Source organism: Streptomyces sennicomposti (assembly GCF_019890635.1).
Classification (GTDB): Bacteria; Actinomycetota; Actinomycetes; order Streptomycetales; family Streptomycetaceae; genus Streptomyces; species Streptomyces sennicomposti.
In genome coordinates, this window is the sequence record NZ_JAIOAB010000070.1 from 14587 (window position 1) to 32640 (window position 18054).

The following is an 18054-nucleotide window of genomic DNA, read 5'->3' on the forward strand; positions in this document are numbered from 1 at the left end:
CCCAACTGGCCGGTTCCTCCTTCGGGTTGCCCGCGAAACGGCCGACAAACGGGCTCCCCCGGGCCGCTTATTCGGTTGCGGGCCCCGCCACCCCGCCGCCGACAATGCGCGCATGCCCTCCCGCACCGCGCCCTGGACCGTAGCCCCGGAGCCGTACGACTCGCCCGTCGCCCGCGCCCTGTGGCGGGCGTACTACACCGAGGTCAGCGACCGCTGGTACCTGCTGCACGAGGGCCGCCGCACCGACCCCGCCGAGCTGGAGCGGGAGATCGCCGCCGCCAGCGGGGCCGAACTCACCCCGCCCAAGGGCCAGTTGCTGGTCGGCCGGTACGAGGGCACTCCGGCCGGCACGGCGGGCGTACGGCTGCTGGACGCGGCCACCGCCGAGCTGACCCGGGTCTTCGTGGCCGAGCGGGCGCGCGGCAGGGGCGGCGCGGCGCTGCTGGTCGGCGCGGCCGAGGACACCGCCCGCGCGCTCGGCGCCCGCCGCATCGTCCTGGACACCCGCAGCGACCTGGTCGAGGCCCGCGCCCTGTACGCCCGGCTCGGCTACACGGAGACCGCGCCGCACAACGACAGCCGGTACGCCGAGCACTGGTTCGCCAAGTCCCTGACGTGACCGCCCCGTCCGGCGGCGCCGCTCAGGGCAGCCGGGTCACCGACCGCTCGTCGTGCGGGTGTTCCGCGGCCGAGCCGCACAGCTCCCCGGTCAGCTCGTGCACCAGCCGTACGAGATCGGTGGTGCCCTCGCGGCCCCACCAGTCGCCGAGCAGTTCGGCGAGCGACTCCTCGCGGGCCCGCGCCAGCCGCCGGGCGACCTCGCGGCCCTGGTCGGTGAGGATCAGATCGAGCCCGTGCCGCTCGGCCAGCCGCCGTTCCTCGACCTGGCGGGCGGCCTCCAGGATGACGTGGAGCGGGACGGGCACCCGCTCGGCCAGCAGAGCGGGCTCCACCCAGCCGTACTTGTTGATCCGCAGCACCAGCCAGCTCGCCGCGGGCAGCAGGTCGTAGCCCGCCCGGGCGGTGATCCGCCGGTAGACCTCGCGCCGCCCCTCGCGGGTGCCCAGCAGCGACAGGGCGCGGGCGACCTCCTCGTGCGAGGACCGCTCGACGGGGTTGGTGACGTAGGTCTCCGTCACGTCGGGCGCGGTGACCGAGCCGCGCAGCCGGTCCTCCTTCAGGAACCAGGACAACAGGAAGGCGAGCAGGGCGACCGGGGCGGCGTAGAGGAAGACGTCGGTGATCGCGGAGGCGTACGCATGCAGGGCGGCCGGGCGCAGCGCCGCCGGCAGGGCGCCGATGCCGCGCGGATCGGACTTCAGGGCGTCGGCGGAGACGCCCGGCGGCAGCGCGGCGCCCTTGAAGGCGGCGGCGAGCTTGTCGGCGAGGCGGCTGGCGAAGACCGTGCCGAAGATCGCCACACCGAAGGAGGCGCCGATGGACCGGAAGAAGGTCGCGCCCGAGGTGGCCACGCCCAGGTCCTCGTAGCTGACGGCGTTCTGCACGATGAGGACCAGCACCTGCATGACCAGGCCGAGACCGAGGCCGAAGACGAAGAAGTAGCCGCTCATCTCGGCGGTGGAGCTGTGCTCGTCGAGCCGGTGCAGCAGGAGCAGCCCGATCGTGGTGACGGCGGTGCCGGCGACCGGGAACACCTTCCAGCGGCCGGTGCGGCTGACGATCTGCCCGGAGCCGGTGGAGGCCAGCAGCATGCCGACCACCATCGGCAGCATGTGCACGCCGGACAGGGTCGGCGAGATGCCGTGGACGACCTGGAGGAAGGTCGGCAGATACGTCATCGCGCCGAACATCGCGAACCCGACGATGAAGCTGATGACCGCGGACAGCGAGAAGGTGCGGATGCGGAACAGCTTGAGCGGCAGCACCGGTTCGGCCGCCCGGCGCTCCACCGCCACGAACGCCACGGCGAGCACCACGCCCAGCACCGCGAGCCCGATGATCTGCGGCGAGCCCCAGCCCCAGGTGGTGCCGCCGAGCGAGGCGACCAGCACCAGGCAGGTCGCGACGGAGGCGATCAGCAGGGTGCCGAGGTAGTCGATGACGTGGTGCTGCGCCTTGCGCGGGATGTGCAGGGCGGCGGCGATCACGGCGAGCGCGATCACGCCGACGGGCAGGTTGACGTAGAAGACCCAGCGCCAGCTGAGGTGCTCGGTGAACAGGCCGCCGAGCAGCGGGCCGAGGACGCTGGTCGCGCCGAACACCGCGCCGAACAGGCCCTGGTAGCGGCCGCGTTCGCGGGGCGAGACGACATCGCCGACGATCGCCATCGACAGCACCATCAGACCGCCGCCGCCCAGGCCCTGGAGCGCCCGGAACGCAATCAGCTGGGGCATGTTCTGCGCCATCCCGCACAGCGCCGAGCCGATCAGGAAGATCACGATCGCGGTCTGGAAGAGCTTCTTGCGGCCGTACTGGTCGCCGAGCTTGCCCCACAGCGGGGTCGCGGCGGTGGACGCCAGGAGATAGGCGGTGACCACCCAGGACAGGTGCTCCAGGCCACCGAGGTCGCTGACGATGGTGGGCAGCGCGGTGGAGACGATCGTCTGGTCCAGGGCGGCCAGCAGCATGCCGAGGAGCAGGGCGCCGATGGAGACGAGCACATTGCCGGACACGTGCTCGGACTCCGGGGCGCCGGGGCCGTACGGGGAGCCGGGCACGGGCGAGTCCCCGCCGGCGCCGGGCGCGCCGTCGCCCTCCGGGGGACCTGTCGGATCGCCGGGCCCGTCCCCGAACGGCTCGCCCGTCGTTCCCGTCCTGCCGGTCCTGCCGTCCTCATCCCCGGCCATGGAGACCTCCCGACGCTTCTCGTGACGACTTCCATCGTCATCGGTGTGTCCCGTTATGGCCTGTCGAGTCCTCCCGGAAGCCGCCATTCCGGGGGCTTCGGGGAGACGGTGTGGAGAGAATCTGCATAATCCTTGGAGTTCGGACGGGAGGGGACGGACGCGTGGAAGAGCCGAACGGGCACGTCTGCCCGCAGTGCGGTGCGCCCCGGGCCCCGGACAACTCCCCCTCCTGCGCCTGCACCCGCCGCGCGGCCGACGCCCTCCGCGACGCCCGCACCGCCGAGGCGGCGGCAGCGGAGGACTTCGACCCCCTGCGGATACGCCCGTACGTGGACTTCGAGGGGGGCGGGGCGGCTCCCGGGGGTTCGGCCGGGACGGCCGACGCCGACGGCCCGGGGCGGGCGCCGGACGCCGGGGGCGCGGAGCGGACGCCAGGCACGGCCGACACAGGTGGCGCGGACCTGCGGGGAGACGCCCCCGCAGCGCCCGACGGCGGCGACGGAGCACCAGGGGCCGCGCCCGCCCCGGACACCGCCGAGACGCGGCCCGTGCCCGCCGTCGAGGCGACGATGCCGCTGCGGGCGGTCTTGCCGCCGCCCGGGGGCGCCGCCGCCCCGCGGGCGGGGGAACCGAGGCCCGCCGACCTCAGCCTCTTCGACTCCACGCACGACGGCCCGCCCACCACGGCGATGCCCTGGCCCGCCGACGGCGGCCCGCAGGACGCGCCGCGCCGACGGCGACGGCCCGCCGCCCTGCTCGCCGTCTCGGCGGCCGCGGTCGTGGTCGTCGCGGCGGCCGGATACGCGAGCGGGCTGTTCTCCTACGAGTCCCCGGCACGGGACGACGCCTCGGCGCACGAGGTCCGGGAGAGCATCCCGGAGGTCCCGCCGTCCACGGCGTCCTCCTCCGCCCCGGCGGCCCCCGCCACGCCGTCCGCGCCGCAGGCGTCCCCCTCGGCGAGTCCGTCGCCGTCCGCCAGCCCGAGCCCGTCCCGGTCCGCCTCGCCCTCGGCTACGACCTCCCCGTCACCGTCCGCGTCGAAGAGCCCCACGGGCGCGCAGCCCACCGCGCCCACCCCGAGCGCGACGACCGGCAAGCCCTCCGCCCCGGCGCGACTCGGTCCGGTCCTCCAGCGCGGCGACCACGGCCCGGAGGTCGCCGAACTCCAGTCGCGCCTGGCGGAGCTGTACCTGTACACGGGCCCCGTGAACGGCGACTACGACCGCCGGGTCGAGGACTCCGTACGCGTCTACCAGTGGTCCCGGGGCACCACCTCGGACGGCCTCGGCGTCTACGGCCCGGCCACCCGGGCGAGCCTGGAATCGGAGACCTGAGGGCCGGCGCCCCCGCCGGGCGCTCCAGGGCACCCGTCGCGGTCAGCCCACGTGCAGCCGGACCGTGCCGTCCGCGACCGGCTCGACCCGTACCCGGGTCAGGTCGGGGACCACCGCGTCGGGGCGGTGGTACGCGGCGCGCGGCCCGATGCCGACGACCCGCATCCCCGCGGCGCGCCCCGCCGCGATCCCCGCGCCGGAGTCCTCGAAGACCACGCAGTCGGCGGGGGCGACGCCGAGTTCGGCGGCGCCCTTGAGGAACCCCTCGGGGTCGGGCTTGCTCGCGCCGACGGACTCGGCGGTGACCCGCACGTCCGGCAGCGGCAGCCCCGCCGCGGCCATCCGCGCCGTGGACAGGCCCACGTCCGCCGAGGTCACGAGCGCGTGCGGCACACCGCGCAGCGCGGCCAGGAACTCCGGCGCGCCGGGCACCGGCACCACGCCGTCCATGTCGGCGGTCTCCTCGGCGAGCATGCGCGCGTTCTCGGCGTGGTTCTGCTCGGCCGGCCGGTGCGGCAGCAGCAGCGCCATCGAGGCGTGGCCCTGGCGGCCGTGGACGACCTTCATCACCTCGTCGCCGTCGAGGCCGTGCCGGTCGGCCCAGCGCCGCCAGATCCGCTCGACGACGGCGTTCGAATCGACGAGGGTGCCGTCCATGTCCAGCAGAAGGGCGCGGGCGGTGAGCACGGCGGTGGCCGTCATCGGCAGACTCCAGGACGGGCGGACGAGCGGACGGGCGCACGGGTGCGCCCCGTGGGGACAAGGTGGCTCCGCCCGCCGGTCAGGGGAAACGGGCGGAGACCACTTTGTTCCTCCACGGTACAAAACAAGTCGGGCATCCCGCCACCGCCCCCGCCCACACTTCACCGACTGTTCAGCTCCGGCCGGCGGGAACGAATGGTGATTCCGGGCCACGCCGGACCGCGCCCGGCCCCGCTCACACCGCGAAACCGCAGGTCGGCAGGGCGCCGACCCGGCGCTGTGGCCACGATCCACCATTCATCCCCACGCGACCCCAGCCCACCCCGGCCCGGCCCGCCCGCCTCAGGCCACCGCCTCCCAGAGGCTCCAGACGCCGAGCGCCAGCATCAGGGCGGCGGCGATCTTGGTGATCAGCCCCAGCGGCACCTTCCGCATCAGCGCCTTGCCGCCGACGATGCCCAGTCCCGCGACCGCCCACAGGGCCAGCACCGCGCCGACGCCGACGGAGATCGGGTCGTCGTAGCGGGCGGCGAGGTTGGCGGTCATGATCTGGGTGAGGTCGCCGAACTCGGCGACCAGGATGAGCATGAACCCGGTCCCGGCGACCTTCCAGAACGACTGGTCTTCCGGCCGCCGGATCTCCTCCTCGCCGTCGTCCTTCTTGAACAGCAGCACCGCCGCCCCGCCGAGGAACAGCACGCCGGTCAGGGCGTGCACGATCCGCTGCGGCAGCAGGGTGAGCGCGCTGCCCGCCGCCACGGCCAGCACCACGTGCAGCAGGAAGGCGGCGGCGACGCCGGCGAAGACGTACGAGGCGCGGTAGCGGGTGCCGAGGACGAGCCCGGCCAGGGCCGTCTTGTCCGGCAGCTCGGCGAGGAAGACGACGCCGAAGACGAGCGCCAGGACGCTGAGACTGATCACTGTTCCTCAATCGGTCGGGCTGCCCCACCGAGAGTGCTGCGGCTCTGCGCGAAGACGCCTCGGCGAGGCAGCACACGGTCAGTCCCGTGCCGTACGCACGGGCGTGCACTGCTTGCCGAAGGTCTCGCCGGCCGACCCGGTCAGTGATCCGGGCCTGCCTCCGGGCGCCGGCTCAGGCGAGCTGAGCAGTATGTCGACGGTCCGGCGAGGGGCTACTCCCCTTCTGCGCGACCCATCCTACGGGACGGAAAGTTCAGTCGTACACCTTGTCCTGTCATGCACGCGTCACTAACTTCTCACCGAGCGCACACCGCCCCGCAACACGGTGCCGCGAGCATTCCCCCTGCCCGCGCCCGATATCCCGACCCCACAAGGGAGTTCACATGTTCCGCAGGCCCGGATTCTACGCGCGTCGACGACTAGGCACGCTCGCCGCCCTCCTCGGACTGACCGCCTCCATAGCCCTGCTCCAGTCCCCCACCGCCTCCGCCGCCCTGCCCACCCCGGTCAGCGCCGCCACCGCCCGGACCTACCTGGCCTCGCTCACCGTGGCCACCGAGAACCGCACCGGCTACAGCCGCGACCTCTTCCCGCACTGGATCACCATCAGCGGCAGCTGCAACACCCGCGAGACGGTCCTCAAGCGGGACGGCTCCAACGTCACCACCGACTCCTCCTGTGCGGCCACGAGCGGCAGCTGGTACTCCCCCTACGACGGCGCGACCTGGACCGCCGCCTCCGACCTGGACATCGACCACCTCGTGCCGCTGGCCGAGGCCTGGGACTCCGGGGCGAGCAAGTGGACCACCGTGCAGCGCCAGGCCTTCGCCAACGACCTGACCCGCCCGCAGCTCATCGCCGTCACCGACAACGTCAACCAGGCCAAGGGCGACCAGGACCCGGCGACCTGGATGCCGTCCCGGACGGCGTACCGGTGCACGTACGTCCGCGCCTGGGTGCAGGTGAAGTACTACTACAACCTCTCGGTCGACTCCGCCGAGAAGAGCGCGCTCCAGAACTACCTCGCGAGCTGCTGACCGCCCCTCGCACCCCCTCCCTGCCCGTCGGCCGCCCCGTGCGGCCGGCGGGCAGGCCGCGTTGAGCCACCGGCCGCCGGGCCCGGCAGGGGGGCCACTGGTCCATGGACCGGTGCACCGCACACCCACCGCGGGGCCGGCCGGCCTGGCCGTGCCGCACGGCGGTCCGGGCGCAGGCGGCGCGGGGTGCCGGAGGCGGCCGATGCCGTAGCGGAAGCGGGGTCCGGGCGGCGGCGGGGCGGCCGGTGGTACTGCCCGGTTTCCGGCCGTTCGTCCAGGTCATGAGGGCTCCGGGCACTTCCGCTCAAACGCGTCGTACCGCCGCATACGGACCCACAAGCGGAACCTTCGGCATGGCCAGATGTTGAACTTGCAAGCACAACTTAGGGTCACCTATCCTCGGTCCTCCATTCGGATCCGTCCCCCACGCCGGCCACCCCTGTCCCCCTTCTCCCCTTGGGCCGGCCTGACCGAAGGAGCACCCTGATGACCGGCCTGACCGGACGTCTCCACTCCACCCAGCCCTATGCCCTCGGCCTGTACCGCATCGTCGTCGGACTGCTGTTCGCCTGCCATGGCGCGGCCTCGCTGTTCGGCGTGCTCGGCGGCGCCGCCGGAACCGACGGCGGCACCGTCTCGGCCGGCGCCTGGCCCGGCTGGTACGCGGCCCTCATCCAGCTGGTCGGCGGCGCCCTGGTGCTGCTCGGCCTGGGCACCCGGGGCGCGGCGCTGATCGCCTCGGGCTCCATGGCGTACGCCTATTTCTCCGTGCACCAGAAGGCGGCGCTGTGGCCGATCGAGAACGGCGGCGAGCCGTCGGCGCTGTACTGCTGGGCGTTCCTGCTGCTGGTGTTCACCGGCTCGGGCGCGTTCGGTCTGGACACGCTGTTCGCGCGGCGCTCGGCGCAGCGGGAGGGGTCGGCCGCCGAACAGACGCCGGTGGCCGCCTGAGTCGCGTCCGTCGGGCGGCCGTGGCCGCCTGACCCCGTCCGTCGGGCGGCCGGACCCACCCGGCCGCCCGGCGGTGGTCGTGCCCCGTGTCCGGTCGCCGGGTGCGGGGCGCGACCGCGTCCGGCGGTACGGAACCGCAACCGCACCCGGTGCATCTCCTGTCACACCGGCGGCGTACGCTGTATGGCTGTTCACAGGCCGCCCCTGCCGCTCCCCCGCGACGTCGCGGCACGATCCGGTCCACGGGGGAGTCGACAGGGAGTTTCGGTGCTGGAGAGTGTGGCGAGGGTGGGGGCGCTCACCGGCACTCCATGGATCTATGCCGTGGTGGCCCTGTCGGTGCTGCTCGACGTCTTCCTGCCCGTGCTGCCGAGCGGAGTGCTGATCGTCACGGCGGCCACGGCCGCCGCGGCCGGTTCCGGCGCCGCCACGGGCCACGTCCCGCGCGATGTGCCCGACATCCTGGCGCTGACGCTGTGCGCCGCCACCGCCTCGGTGCTCGGCGACCTCGTCGCCTACCGGGTGGGCCGGCGCGGCGGGGAGCGGCTGGACCGCGCGATCGCCCGCTCCCGCCGCCTCAGCACCGCGCAGGAACGACTCGGCGTGGCCCTCGCCCGGGGCGGCGGCGCGCTGGTGGTCATCGCCCGGTTCGCGCCGGCCGGCCGCTCGGTCGTCTCCTTCAGCGCCGGGGCCGCCCGCCGCCGGGTGCGCGAGTTCCTCCCCTGGTCCGCGTTGGCCGGTCTGTCCTGGGCCGCCTACAGCGTCGCCCTCGGCTACTTCGGCACCCGCTGGCTGGGCGCGGCGTGGCTGGCGACGGGCGTGTCGGTGGCGGCGCTGTTCGCGGCGGGCGCGGGGGCGGCGTATCTGATGCGACGCGCACCGGAGCGCTCCGAGGCGTCGTGACGGCGCGGGCGCGGGCGCGGACGCCGTCTCGTTGACGCTGCGGGCGCGTTGCGCCTGCGCGGCTTCGCGCGGTCACGGCGACCGAGCGGTTCCGTGACCCGCCCGCCCCTATCCCGCGCCGCGCGCCGCCTGACCCCGTACCTCCAGGTCCGCGAGCAGGTCCCGCGTCGCCGCCGTGATCGCCTCGACCGCGCGGTCGAAGACCTCGCGGTTGTGCGCGGCGGGGGCCCGGAAGCCCGAGACCTTGCGGACGTACTGCAGCGCGGCGGCCCTGATCTCGTCCTCGGTCGCCTCCTCGGGCAACGCGGGCGGGCGCAGTGTCTTGATGCTCCGGCACATGCCCCAAGTGTCCCCACCGGAGCCCCACCGGACCAGCCCCGCCGGAGTCCCACGGGACCAGCCCCGCCGGAGCCCCACCGGACCAGCCCCGCCGCGTCCCGTCGCCCCGCCCGGCCCGTCGTCCCGCTCAGCCGCCGGCCCGGCCGAGGGCGAGCGTCGCGACGAACAGCAGCGCGAGCAGGCCGAGGCCGATCGCTCCGGCCCGGGCGCCGCCGCGCGGCAGGAACAGCCCGGCCAGCGTGCCCACGGTGACCAGCGGCACCCCGACGCGGTCCACGGCGAGCAGCACGTCGAGCAGGGGCAGCGGGTCGCGCACCCCGTCCTGGCAGGTGTCGCAGGCGATGGCGAGCAGCGGCCCGAGCGCGCCCACGAGGAACCCGGCGAACAGCACGGCCAGGGCGAGCACGGTGAGTCCGACGTAGTCGGCGGTGGTGCGCTGCCGATGCGGGTTCGGCGGCGGGGTCGGTCCGGTGGCGGTGGGCGCGGTGTTCTCCATGCCGACGACGTTATGGATCACGGCCGTGGCCGGGCATCCGCGCCGGTACTCATGGCGGTCCGCCCGCTACTCAGACGCGTGCCCGGCCGCGTCAGGCGGTACTCGGACGGTCCTCGGGCGGCCGGCCGCCCGGATCTCGAACACACGAACCCATCGCATCGACTCGCGACCCAAAATCGAACAGGCGTAGCATTGCGGCGTGGCTACGCCCTATGACTTCCCGAGTGACCTCCTGGCCGGCCAGGAGGAGCTGCATCAGGTCCGGGCCGAGCTGTCGGCCCTGCTCAAACGTCTGCCCTGGTCGGTGGAGCCGCTGGACGGCTTCAGCGACGACGGCGGCTGGCGCAAGGTGGAGCGCCCGGCCTCCCCCGGCTGGACCGCCGACGAGCAGGCCGAGGTGGAGAAGCTCCGCCGCCGCGAGCACGAACTCGCGGTGTTCGTCACCACCCACCGGTACTGGGCACAGTTCACCGGCCCTGACCGCGTCGAGGCCCGCAGCCGGCTCAAGCACGCCTGCGACCAGGCCCCCGCGAGCCCCGCGGGAGAGGACGCGGACACATGATCTACCACGTGGTGCCGTCGGCCGAGTGGCAGGCTGGATACGACCGACCGTACGCGCCCGCCTCCCTCGCCGAGGAGGGTTTCGTGCACTGTTCACCCGACGAGGCGACCACGCTCGCCGTCGTGAACGCCTTCTACCGCGGCGCGCCCCGGCCGCTGCTGGCGCTGGTGATCGACGAGGCCCGGCTCACCGCCCGGCTGGAGTGGGAGGCGGCGCATCCGGCCCCACCGCCGGGCGCGCCCGCGGACGCGCTGTTCCCGCACGTCCACGGGCCGATCGACCGGTCCGCCGTCGTCCAGGTCAAGGAGGTCGCCTTCGACGCGGAGGGGCGGGCGACGGGTTTGCGGGACACTCCCCCCGGCAAGGTAGGCTGTCCACTCGTCCCGGGTGCGTAGCTCAGGGGTAGAGCGCCTGCCTTACAAGCAGGATGTCGGCGGTTCGAAACCGTCCGCGCCCACCGGTTCGCGGCTCACGCGTCGCGACGCACGATCAGGTCCAGGTCACCGGCACCGCCCGGAGACCTGGGCCTTCGTCGTCTTGGGCGCCCTTCCCGGCCGCCGCCAACTCCGCGCCGCGCGGGACCTGGTGGGCGCCCGCACCGCGGTCGCGTCCCGCGCGGGCGTACGGCGAACTGATCGGCCCGTGTGTTCGTCCTGTACAGGTGGGAGAATGAACACCACGCAGGGCGGATCACGGGAGAGTGATGTGAGGGCCACACCGGCGGCACGGGCGACACCGGCGACACCTCGGCGGCCGCACGCGCCGGACCGGCGGCCCCGGCCGGCCGCGGACCCCGGACGGCCCCGCACCGCCCCCGCGTTGCCCGCCGCCGCGCGGGACGTCCTCACCCTGGTGGCGCTGCCGCTGCTGGCCGCGCTCGCGCTGCCCGCCGCCTTCGCCGGGGGCGGCACCCGCCGCTGGTTCGGCGGGCGGGCCGAGAGCCAGCGGGCCGAGGCGCAGGCGGCGAAGGACGCGGCCGCCGCCGCGTTCTACGAACTGGACACCGCCCAGCGCGATCTGCGGATCTCGATGGAGACCATCACCGCCGTGGACGACTCGCCCGCCGCCCGGCGCGCGGTCGCCGACTTCGAGGCGCTGGGCCGGCGGGTGGACGAGGCGAGCGGGCGGTACATCACGGCCGTGGACGCGCAGGACCTGGACCGGGACGACCTGGAGGCGGCCGCCGCCGTCCGGGCGCGCACCGACCTGGTCGCCGCCAAGGACGAACTGCTGAACGTCAAACGGGAGCTGGATCGTTTCGCCGCCGGGCTCGGGCCGCTGCTCGGCAAGGCGGAGACCCAGCTGGCCCGGCTCGCGCCGGCCGTGGAGCGGGCCCGCCAGGCCCTGCTGGCCGCGAGCAACGCCCTGGACGCCGTACGCGCCTCGGGCCTGAGGGCCGACGATCTGGCCGCCCGGCTCGCCGCGCTCTCCCCGGAGCTGACGAAGCTGAACCAGGGCGCGGGGCGGCACGGTGTGCAGCCGACGCTGGAGCGGGCCGAGCGGGTGGCGCGGGAGGCGTCGGCGATCGCGGCCGAGGCCGGGCGGCTGCCGGAGCGGGCCGCCGAGATCGACCGCCGGCTGGTGTCGCTGCGCACCCGGGCGCAGGCGCTGACCACGCGGGCCGGGCAGGTGGAGCCGGTGCTCAGCGAGTTGCGCCGCCGCTTCACGGCCGCCTGCTGGCAGGACCTCCAGCCGGTGCCGCGGCAGGCCGAGGAGAACGTGCGCCAGGCCGAGCTGAAGCTGAAGGACGCGCAGGCGGCGCGCGACGCGCAGCGCTGGCCGGACGCGACGGCGCTGCTGGCGACCGTGCGGGCGCTGCTGAACGCCACCGACGAGGCGGTGTCGGCCGCCGGGGACCGGCTGGCCCGGCTGAACGCGGTGCAGAAGGATCCGCAGGGGGAGATCGAGAAGACCCGGTTCGCGATCCGGGACGCGCAGCGGCTGGCCATGACGGGCCGGACGACGCCGGACCCGCGGCACGCCCGCCCGCTGGACGAGGCGGTGGCCCGGCTGGAGCGGGCCGTGGAGTCGCTCACGGGCCGCCACCCGGACTACTGGCACTTCCTGACGGAGACCGAGGCGGTCCGTTCGGCCGTGGCCCGGGTGGTGGCGCAGATCCGCGAGGAGCGGGGAGCCGGTCACTGAGGCCCGGCCCCCGCCCCGAGGGGACGCCCGATCAGGTGCGGTAGGCGTAGTAGTACGCGGTCGGGTACGACGCGATGAGGCTCGCCACCGACCGGTTGTAGGTGTTGGTGGAGTGGTACGACACGTACGGCACGCCCTGCGGGCTGCGGTAGGTGACGATCATCGAGTGGTCCTTGGACCCGTCCCGGTTGAAGTCCATCTGCAGCACGTCGCCGACGTCCAGCTGGTAGACGTAGGGCAGGCTGGTGACGCGCTTGGAGGACAGCGCGAACCAGGAGAACTCGTTGACGCCGACGAACGAGTCCGACTGGATGTCCGCGGTGCCGAACCACTTGTGGAAGTCGTACGTGTAGCCCGGGACGTGCTTCCAGCCGCCCGCCTTCAGCGCCTGGCTGACGAAGTTGGTGCAGTCGCCGCCGGCTCCCTGACCGTTGTAGTCGGGGTAGTCGGGGTTGTACTTGCTCCAGTACTTCTGCGCGTACGCGGCCATGGCCTTGTAGTCGTACGTGCCGGACGTGAGGTTCTTCTTGTTGGCCGGCGCGTTCTTCGCGGTGGACGCGCGCGGCGCGTCCGGCGGGGTGTCGTCGTCGGCGGTGGCCTTGACGGCCGGGGCCGGCGTGGCGACCTGGTTGACGGCGACGCCGTCGTCCGTGTCGCGGATGCCGGTGAGCTGCCAGTTGCCGTGCTTGTCGGCCTGGAACGTCAGCTCGTGGTGGGCCTGGAAGCCGGTGGTCTTCGGCTCGGTGCCCTTGACCTTCTCGTAGGTCAGCGTCGTGTTCTCGGTGACGGCGACCTTGGCGTTGCGGCCCTTGACCTGGGTGGCGTCCAGCGTGACGCTCGTGGCGCCGGCGCTGTACTTCTCGCCCAGCTGCTCCAGGCGGTCCTTGCGGCCGCGCAGCTGGGTCAGCGCGGAGTCCTCGTAGCGGGACTGCGTGCCGGAGACGCGGACCTTGCCGGAGAAGCGGGAGGACAGCTTCTGCTGCCCCTTCTTCCCCTGCTTGCCGCTCTTGTCGTCCACCAGGGCCTGGGTGCGGTCGGTGAAGACCGCGTCGGCCAGCTTCTGGAAGGTGGCCTTGGTGGCCGCGTCCACCGTCGGGTCGTCGGTGACCGCCGCGCCCGCGCTCCAGTTGGGCACCAGGGCCACGCCGGCGACCACCGAGGCTGCGGCGGCCGTGACTATGGCGGTGCGCCGCCGCTTACGGCTCAGTTTTCTCGACTTCAATGATGTTCCCCTCTACGCCGGTACTGCTACCGGGAAGTCGCATCTTCGCATGACTGCGGAGGCGGTTGTGAAGAGGGTGTGCACAAGTGGAACCAAGGGGTTACAAGGGTCACTTGACCACCGAGGACCAGTCCGGGGACTGCGCCGGGTCCAGTCCCCGCAAGGCCTGCAGCGTCTCCGGCTTCTGCACGTCCATCCAGTCCGCCAGCTCCTTGAACGACACGCACTTGACGCCCTTCTTGGTGCAGACGTTCTTGATGACCTGGTCGATGGCCTTCATGTAGATGCCGCCGTTCCAGTCCTCGAAGTGGTTGCCGATGAACAGCGGGGCGCGGCTGCCGTAGTAGGCGCGGTTGAAGCCGGCCATGTAGGAGTCGACGGTCTGCTGCTGCCACAGCGGGTACTTGGCGGGGTCGCCCTTGGTCTCGCCGTCGGACTGGTTGTAGAGGAAGTTGAAGTCCATGGACAGGCCCTGGTACTTGCCGTTCTCGTACGGCAGCATCTCCAGCGGGAAGTCCCAGATGCCGTTCTTCTTGGTGGGCCAGATCTGGAAGTCGCCGGGCGAGGAGGCGTCGTAGCGCCAGCCGTAGCTCTTGATGGCCTTCAGCAGGTTGGGCTGGCCCTCCAGGCAGGGCGCGCGGCCGCCGGTGACCTCCTTCTTGAAGTCGAAGGGCAGCGGCGCGATGTCCTTGAAGCCGGTGTTGGTCTTCCAGTTCTCCACGAACGAGAAGAACTGGTCGATCTCGCTCTTCCACTCCTCGACGCTCCAGTCGCCGCCGCCCTTGGCGCCGCAGAAGTGGCCGTTGAAGTGGGTGCCGATCTCGTTGCCCTGGTCGTAGGCGAGACGGAGCTGTTCGAGGGTGTCGCGGATGTGCTCGTCGGTGGCGTAGTCGATGGCCGCGTCGCCCGGGTTGTGCATCGGCGGGTGGTACTGGGTCTTCTTGTCCTTGGGCAGCAGGTAGATGCCCGTGAGGAAGAAGGTCATATGGGCGTTGTACTCCTTGGCCAGCTCCCGGTAGTGCGAGAACAGGTGGTCGCTGCCCTCCAGGGCGCCGTCCCAGGAGAACACCACGAACTGCGGCGGCTTCTCGCCCGGCTTGAGCGGCACCGGCTTCAACTCGCCCTTCTGCGGGCCGGTGTAGGAGGTGGAGCCGTCGCCGAGCACCTTGGTCTTGCCGTCCCAGGCCGGTTCCTTCGTCGCCGTGGGCGAGGGGGCCGCGTCGCCGCCCTTGTTGCCGGCGGAGGCGGTCGGCGTGGCGGAGTCGGGCCGGGTCAGCGCCAGGAAGCCCGCCACCACGGAGGCCACGACCAGCAGGGCCGCCAGGGTCAGGAACTGCGGGCGGGTGGGGCGGCGGCGCGCGGGCGCCTTGCGGCGGCGGCCGGGTGAGGACTTCATGGGCGGCTCGTTTCACGAAGGGTCTGCTGGCGGGTGCGGTGCGGGCGGGCCGCCGGGGTCAGCCGAGCGGGGCCATGGCACCGGCCCATATGGAGTACGGAACACCGTCTGCCGATGTTCCGGCGAGCCCCTTCAACGGCAGGGGTTCAAGACTCTTGGCCAGATCCATGCGGTAGACGACGACCGCCGTGGAGACCGACTTGGCGGTGCCGACGTACCAGGCGGCGGTGTCCTTCTCGGTGGTCCCGGCCTTGCCCGTCACCTGGGCGCCGGCGGGCGCGGCGGCGGGGTGGGCGGTGCGGAAGGCGTCGCCGAGGGCGTCGTTCACCTGCTGGGCGACGGTGGCGCTGACCGCGCGCCGGCCGGCCGGCCGGTCCAGCGGCACGGCGGCGCCGTTGCGGGTGATCCGGACGACCGAGTACGGCTCGGTGCTCATTCCGCCGTCGGCGAAGGTGGCGTAGCCGCCCGCCATGCGGATCGCGCTCGGCGTGGAGCTGCCGAGGGACAGGTCGGGCACCTGCGGGCCCATGCTGGAGGGCAGCAGTCCGGCCGCCACGGCGGTCTGCTTGACCTTGTCCAGGCCGGTGTCCATGCCGAGCTGCATGAACGGGGTGTTGACGGACTGGGCGAGCGCCTGGCGCAGGGTGATGCGTCCGTAGGACTTGCCGCCGTCGTTGTGGGCGGCGACCTTGCGTCCGCTGCGGTCCCAGTACGGCCCCTCGGGGGTGGTCACGGGCACGGCGTCGTCGCCGTCGTAGACGCTGTCCGGGGTGACCGCCTCGCGCGGCGCGTCGCGCTGTTTGACGGCGCCGTTCTGCAGTCCGGCCGCGTACACGAACGGCTGGAAGGCCGAACCGGCCGGGACGGTGGAGGAGTTGGACTCGTTGTAGCCCTGAGTGCGGTGGTCGGGGCCGCCGTAGACGGCGACGATCCGGCCGTCGGTGGCCACCGAGGCGGCGCCGTAGTGGGCGGTCTTCGCCGCGGCCGGGTCCTTCTCCTTGGCCTCCTTGCGGGCCTTGGTGACGACGTCGGTGAGCGTGGCCTCCCGCTTGCGGTCGAAGGTCGTGTAGATCTGGTAGCCGCCGAGGTCGAAGTCCTTGTCGGAGATGTGCGCGGCCTTCTTGGCGTACTGGGTGGCCAGTTCGACCAGGTAGTCGCTCTGCTGGCCGGTGTCGGCGAGCGGGTTGCTCTTGAGCGGCTCGGGGAAGGTCGTGTACTTGGCGCGCTCGTCCGGCGACAGTTTGCCGATCTTGACCATGCGGTCCAGGATCCAGTTCCAGCGCTCCACGGCGCGGGCGTGGTTCTTCGGGTTCAGCGTCGGGTCGTACAGGCCGGCGCCCTTGAGGAGGGAGGCGAGGAAGGCGGCCTCGCTGACGTTGAGCCGGCTGACGTCCTTGCCGTAGTAGGCCTGCGCGGCGCGCTGGATGCCGTAGGTGCCGCGGCCGAACCAGCTGGTGTTCAGATAGCCCTCGAGGATCTTGTCCTTGCTCATCCTGTTGTCGAGCTTGAGGGCGATCATCGCCTCGGTGAACTTGCGGCTGACGGTCTGGTTCTGGGTGAGGTAGACGTTCTTGACGTACTGCTGGGTGATGGTCGAGCCGCCCTCGGTGTCGCCCTCGCCGACGGTGCGCCACAGGGCGCGGGTGATGCCCTTGAAGGAGATGCCGGGGTCGCTGTAGAAGCTCTCGTTCTCGGCGGCGAGGACCGCCCAGCGGACGTCCTCGGGTATGTCCTTGAGCGGCATCGCCTGGCGCTGCACCCAGCCGGTGCGGGCCATCGGGGTGCCGTCGGACCAGAAGTAGACGTTGTCCTGCTGGGTGGCGTAGCTGTTGAGGTTGTCCGGTATGTCGGTGGCGGCGTAGGCGACGACGAGCAGCAGGCTGGTCAGGCCGAGGCTCGCGAAGACCGCGCCGACCCACTGCCGCCAGGACGGCATCCAGCGGCGCCAGCCGGTGCGGCCGGGGCGCGGGTAGACCGGTTTCAGCCTGCGCGCGTACGGCGCGAGCACGGCGAGCAGGGGCGCCAGACGGCGGGTGAGCGGGGCGAGGCGGCGGCCGGCCGCGGCGGTGAGGGCGGCGAGCGCGGGGGGCAGGGTCCGGCGCTGCCGCTTCTTCTGCGCCTTGCGGCGGTCGGCGCGCTGGCCCTGCGGGCGGTCGGCAGCCCTCGGGCGGAAGACGCGCAGTTGCATGGTCTCGTGCGGCTGCGGACGCTTGTCGCCCGGCTGCTCCCCGTCCGGCCGTGTTCTGCCCGGCTGCTCCGCGTCCAGCCGCTTTCCGTCCGGTTGTTCCCCGTCCGGCCGTATTCCGCCCGGCTGTTCCGGAATCGGCCGCTTCGCGTCCGGCCTTCCCGTTTCCGGTTGTTCGCCGTCCGGGCGGGACGGGGTACGGCGCTGCTGCTCGCGCAGGGCGTCGACCTTCAGCTGCATGGTCTCGTCCGGGCGGGGCGGGGCGGGGTCGGGGCGCGGGACGCCCGATCCGTCCCGCTTGCGCAGGGCGTCCACGTTCAGTTGCATCGTCTCGTCGGCGCGCGGCGGACGCGCGCTCGGCGAACGCCTCGGCGCGGCGCGGCGCTCACGGGGCCGGCGACCTTCCTCCGGAAGGTCCTCCCCCTGCCCTGCCTCGGTCACGACTGCGTCTCCCTCCGCACTCCGTGTTGCTCGCGCGGGTCGACACAGCCGCGTATGCGGCCGCCTGCCCCCTCACTCCCAGCCGTCTCACGGCTCTCGCGGCCATACAAAATTATCAGCCGTCTTTTCAATTTCTCCGCATGAGAACGGGACAGAAACGAACACACAAGAAACGCAGAGCTCCATCGGTCTGGGGCAGGCCCGTTAATCTGGGCGTATGCCTCGCTACGAGTACCGCTGCCGGAGCTGCGGCGACACCTTCGAACTGAACCGTCCGATGGCGCAGTCCGCCGCCCCGGCGACCTGCCCCGCAGGCCACGACGACACGGTCAAACTGCTCTCCACGGTCGCGGTCGGCGGCACGGCCTCCGCCCCCGCGGCCCGGCCCGCCTCCGGCGGTGGAGGCGGCTGCTGCGGAGGCGGCTGCTGCGGCTGACCGCCCGGCGGGCCGTGGCCTGCCGGCCCGTCCGCTCCACCGCCACCCACGTTCGACCCATTGAGCCCCCCCCCCCCCCCCCCCCCCGGCCCCCCCCCCCCCCCCCCGGCCCCCCCCCCCCCCCCCCCCCGGCCCCCCCCCCCGCCCCCCCCCCCACCCCCCCCCCCCCCCCCCCCC

Annotated in this window: 17 protein-coding genes and 1 tRNA gene; 10 read left to right on the forward strand and 8 right to left on the reverse strand. The window is 73.1% G+C overall.

Annotated elements, in window-relative coordinates; translation table 11 throughout:
• The first annotated feature begins 112 nt into the window (after positions 1-112).
• On the forward strand, positions 113-619 hold the full coding sequence (locus K7787_RS27730) for a GNAT family N-acetyltransferase (RefSeq protein ID WP_223003332.1): 507 nt from the start codon (positions 113-115) through the stop codon (positions 617-619).
• A gap of 22 nt (positions 620-641) precedes the next feature.
• Here the strand turns inward: K7787_RS27730 and K7787_RS27735 are convergent, their stop codons facing one another.
• On the reverse strand, positions 642-2807 hold the full coding sequence (locus K7787_RS27735) for an MDR family MFS transporter (protein ID WP_223003333.1): 2166 nt from the start codon (positions 2805-2807) through the stop codon (positions 642-644).
• 161 nt (positions 2808-2968) lie between these two features.
• On the opposite strand from K7787_RS27735, the gene K7787_RS32340 reads away from it, so the two are divergent.
• A complete protein-coding gene (locus K7787_RS32340) occupies positions 2969-4141 on the forward strand; it encodes a peptidoglycan-binding domain-containing protein (protein WP_308036485.1) in 1173 nt (390 codons plus the stop codon).
• 42 nt (positions 4142-4183) lie between these two features.
• Here K7787_RS32340 and K7787_RS27745 read toward each other — a convergent pair whose 3' ends face one another.
• Together K7787_RS27745 and K7787_RS27750 are read right to left on the reverse strand one after the other, a co-directional pair.
• Positions 4184-4843: an HAD-IA family hydrolase gene (locus K7787_RS27745; protein ID WP_223003334.1), complete on the reverse strand. Its 660-nt coding sequence runs from the start codon at positions 4841-4843 to the stop codon at positions 4184-4186.
• Between the two features lie 342 nt (positions 4844-5185).
• The gene (locus K7787_RS27750) at positions 5186-5764 is read right to left on the reverse strand and encodes a TMEM165/GDT1 family protein (protein WP_019982174.1); all 579 of its coding nucleotides are present in this window, start codon (positions 5762-5764) and stop codon (positions 5186-5188) included.
• A 383-nt stretch (positions 5765-6147) separates the two neighbouring features.
• Here K7787_RS27750 and K7787_RS27755 point away from each other — a divergent pair, with 383 nt between their 5' ends.
• The 3 genes from K7787_RS27755 to K7787_RS27765 all read left to right on the forward strand — a co-directional run bounded on the left by K7787_RS27755 (position 6148) and on the right by K7787_RS27765 (position 8655).
• The gene (locus tag K7787_RS27755) at positions 6148-6801 is read left to right on the forward strand and encodes an HNH endonuclease family protein (RefSeq protein ID WP_223003335.1); all 654 of its coding nucleotides are present in this window, start codon (positions 6148-6150) and stop codon (positions 6799-6801) included.
• 495 nt (positions 6802-7296) lie between these two features.
• The gene (locus tag K7787_RS27760; RefSeq protein WP_223003341.1) at positions 7297-7752 is read left to right on the forward strand and encodes a DoxX family protein; all 456 of its coding nucleotides are present in this window, start codon (positions 7297-7299) and stop codon (positions 7750-7752) included.
• 267 nt (positions 7753-8019) lie between these two features.
• Entirely contained in the window at positions 8020-8655 is a 636-nt protein-coding gene (locus tag K7787_RS27765; protein ID WP_169435860.1) for a DedA family protein, read from the forward strand.
• A 108-nt stretch (positions 8656-8763) separates the two neighbouring features.
• Here K7787_RS27765 and K7787_RS27770 read toward each other — a convergent pair whose 3' ends face one another.
• Together K7787_RS27770 and K7787_RS27775 are read right to left on the reverse strand one after the other, a co-directional pair.
• A complete protein-coding gene (locus K7787_RS27770; RefSeq protein ID WP_019982177.1) occupies positions 8764-8994 on the reverse strand; it encodes a DUF2277 domain-containing protein in 231 nt (76 codons plus the stop codon).
• Positions 8995-9121: 127 nt separating this feature from the next.
• Positions 9122-9490, reverse strand: coding sequence for a hypothetical protein (locus K7787_RS27775; protein ID WP_169435861.1), 369 nt, complete (start codon positions 9488-9490; stop codon positions 9122-9124).
• 199 nt (positions 9491-9689) lie between these two features.
• On the opposite strand from K7787_RS27775, the gene K7787_RS27780 reads away from it, so the two are divergent.
• The 4 genes from K7787_RS27780 (at position 9690) to K7787_RS27795 (ending at position 12197) form a co-directional block, all read left to right on the forward strand.
• Positions 9690-10052 (forward strand): DUF8825 domain-containing protein, encoded by a 363-nt coding sequence (locus K7787_RS27780; protein ID WP_009188373.1) that lies wholly within the window; start codon positions 9690-9692, stop codon positions 10050-10052.
• Complete coding sequence (locus tag K7787_RS27785) at positions 10049-10447, forward strand: DUF952 domain-containing protein (protein WP_009188374.1); 399 nt, start codon at positions 10049-10051, stop codon at positions 10445-10447. The genes K7787_RS27780 and K7787_RS27785 overlap by 4 nt, the downstream gene beginning before the upstream one ends.
• Positions 10438-10509: transfer RNA gene (locus tag K7787_RS27790), tRNA-Val, on the forward strand. Before K7787_RS27785 ends, K7787_RS27790 begins: the two co-directional genes overlap by 10 nt.
• A 362-nt stretch (positions 10510-10871) precedes the next feature.
• Positions 10872-12197 (forward strand): hypothetical protein, encoded by a 1326-nt coding sequence (locus tag K7787_RS27795; RefSeq protein WP_169435862.1) that lies wholly within the window; start codon positions 10872-10874, stop codon positions 12195-12197.
• A gap of 31 nt (positions 12198-12228) precedes the next feature.
• On the opposite strand, the gene K7787_RS27800 is transcribed toward K7787_RS27795, so the two are convergent.
• The 3 genes from K7787_RS27800 to K7787_RS27810 all read right to left on the reverse strand — a co-directional run bounded on the left by K7787_RS27800 (position 12229) and on the right by K7787_RS27810 (position 17327).
• Positions 12229-13353 (reverse strand): amidase domain-containing protein, encoded by a 1125-nt coding sequence (locus K7787_RS27800; protein WP_223003342.1) that lies wholly within the window; start codon positions 13351-13353, stop codon positions 12229-12231.
• Between the two features lie 175 nt (positions 13354-13528).
• Positions 13529-14815: a polysaccharide deacetylase family protein gene (locus tag K7787_RS27805; protein WP_223003336.1), complete on the reverse strand. Its 1287-nt coding sequence runs from the start codon at positions 14813-14815 to the stop codon at positions 13529-13531.
• Positions 14816-14873: 58 nt separating this feature from the next.
• Positions 14874-17327 (reverse strand): transglycosylase domain-containing protein, encoded by a 2454-nt coding sequence (locus K7787_RS27810; protein WP_247721348.1) that lies wholly within the window; start codon positions 17325-17327, stop codon positions 14874-14876.
• 331 nt (positions 17328-17658) lie between these two features.
• Between K7787_RS27810 and K7787_RS27815 the strand changes: the two genes are divergently transcribed.
• On the forward strand, positions 17659-17877 hold the full coding sequence (locus K7787_RS27815; protein ID WP_009188379.1) for an FmdB family zinc ribbon protein: 219 nt from the start codon (positions 17659-17661) through the stop codon (positions 17875-17877).
• Positions 17878-18054 lie beyond the last annotated feature (177 nt).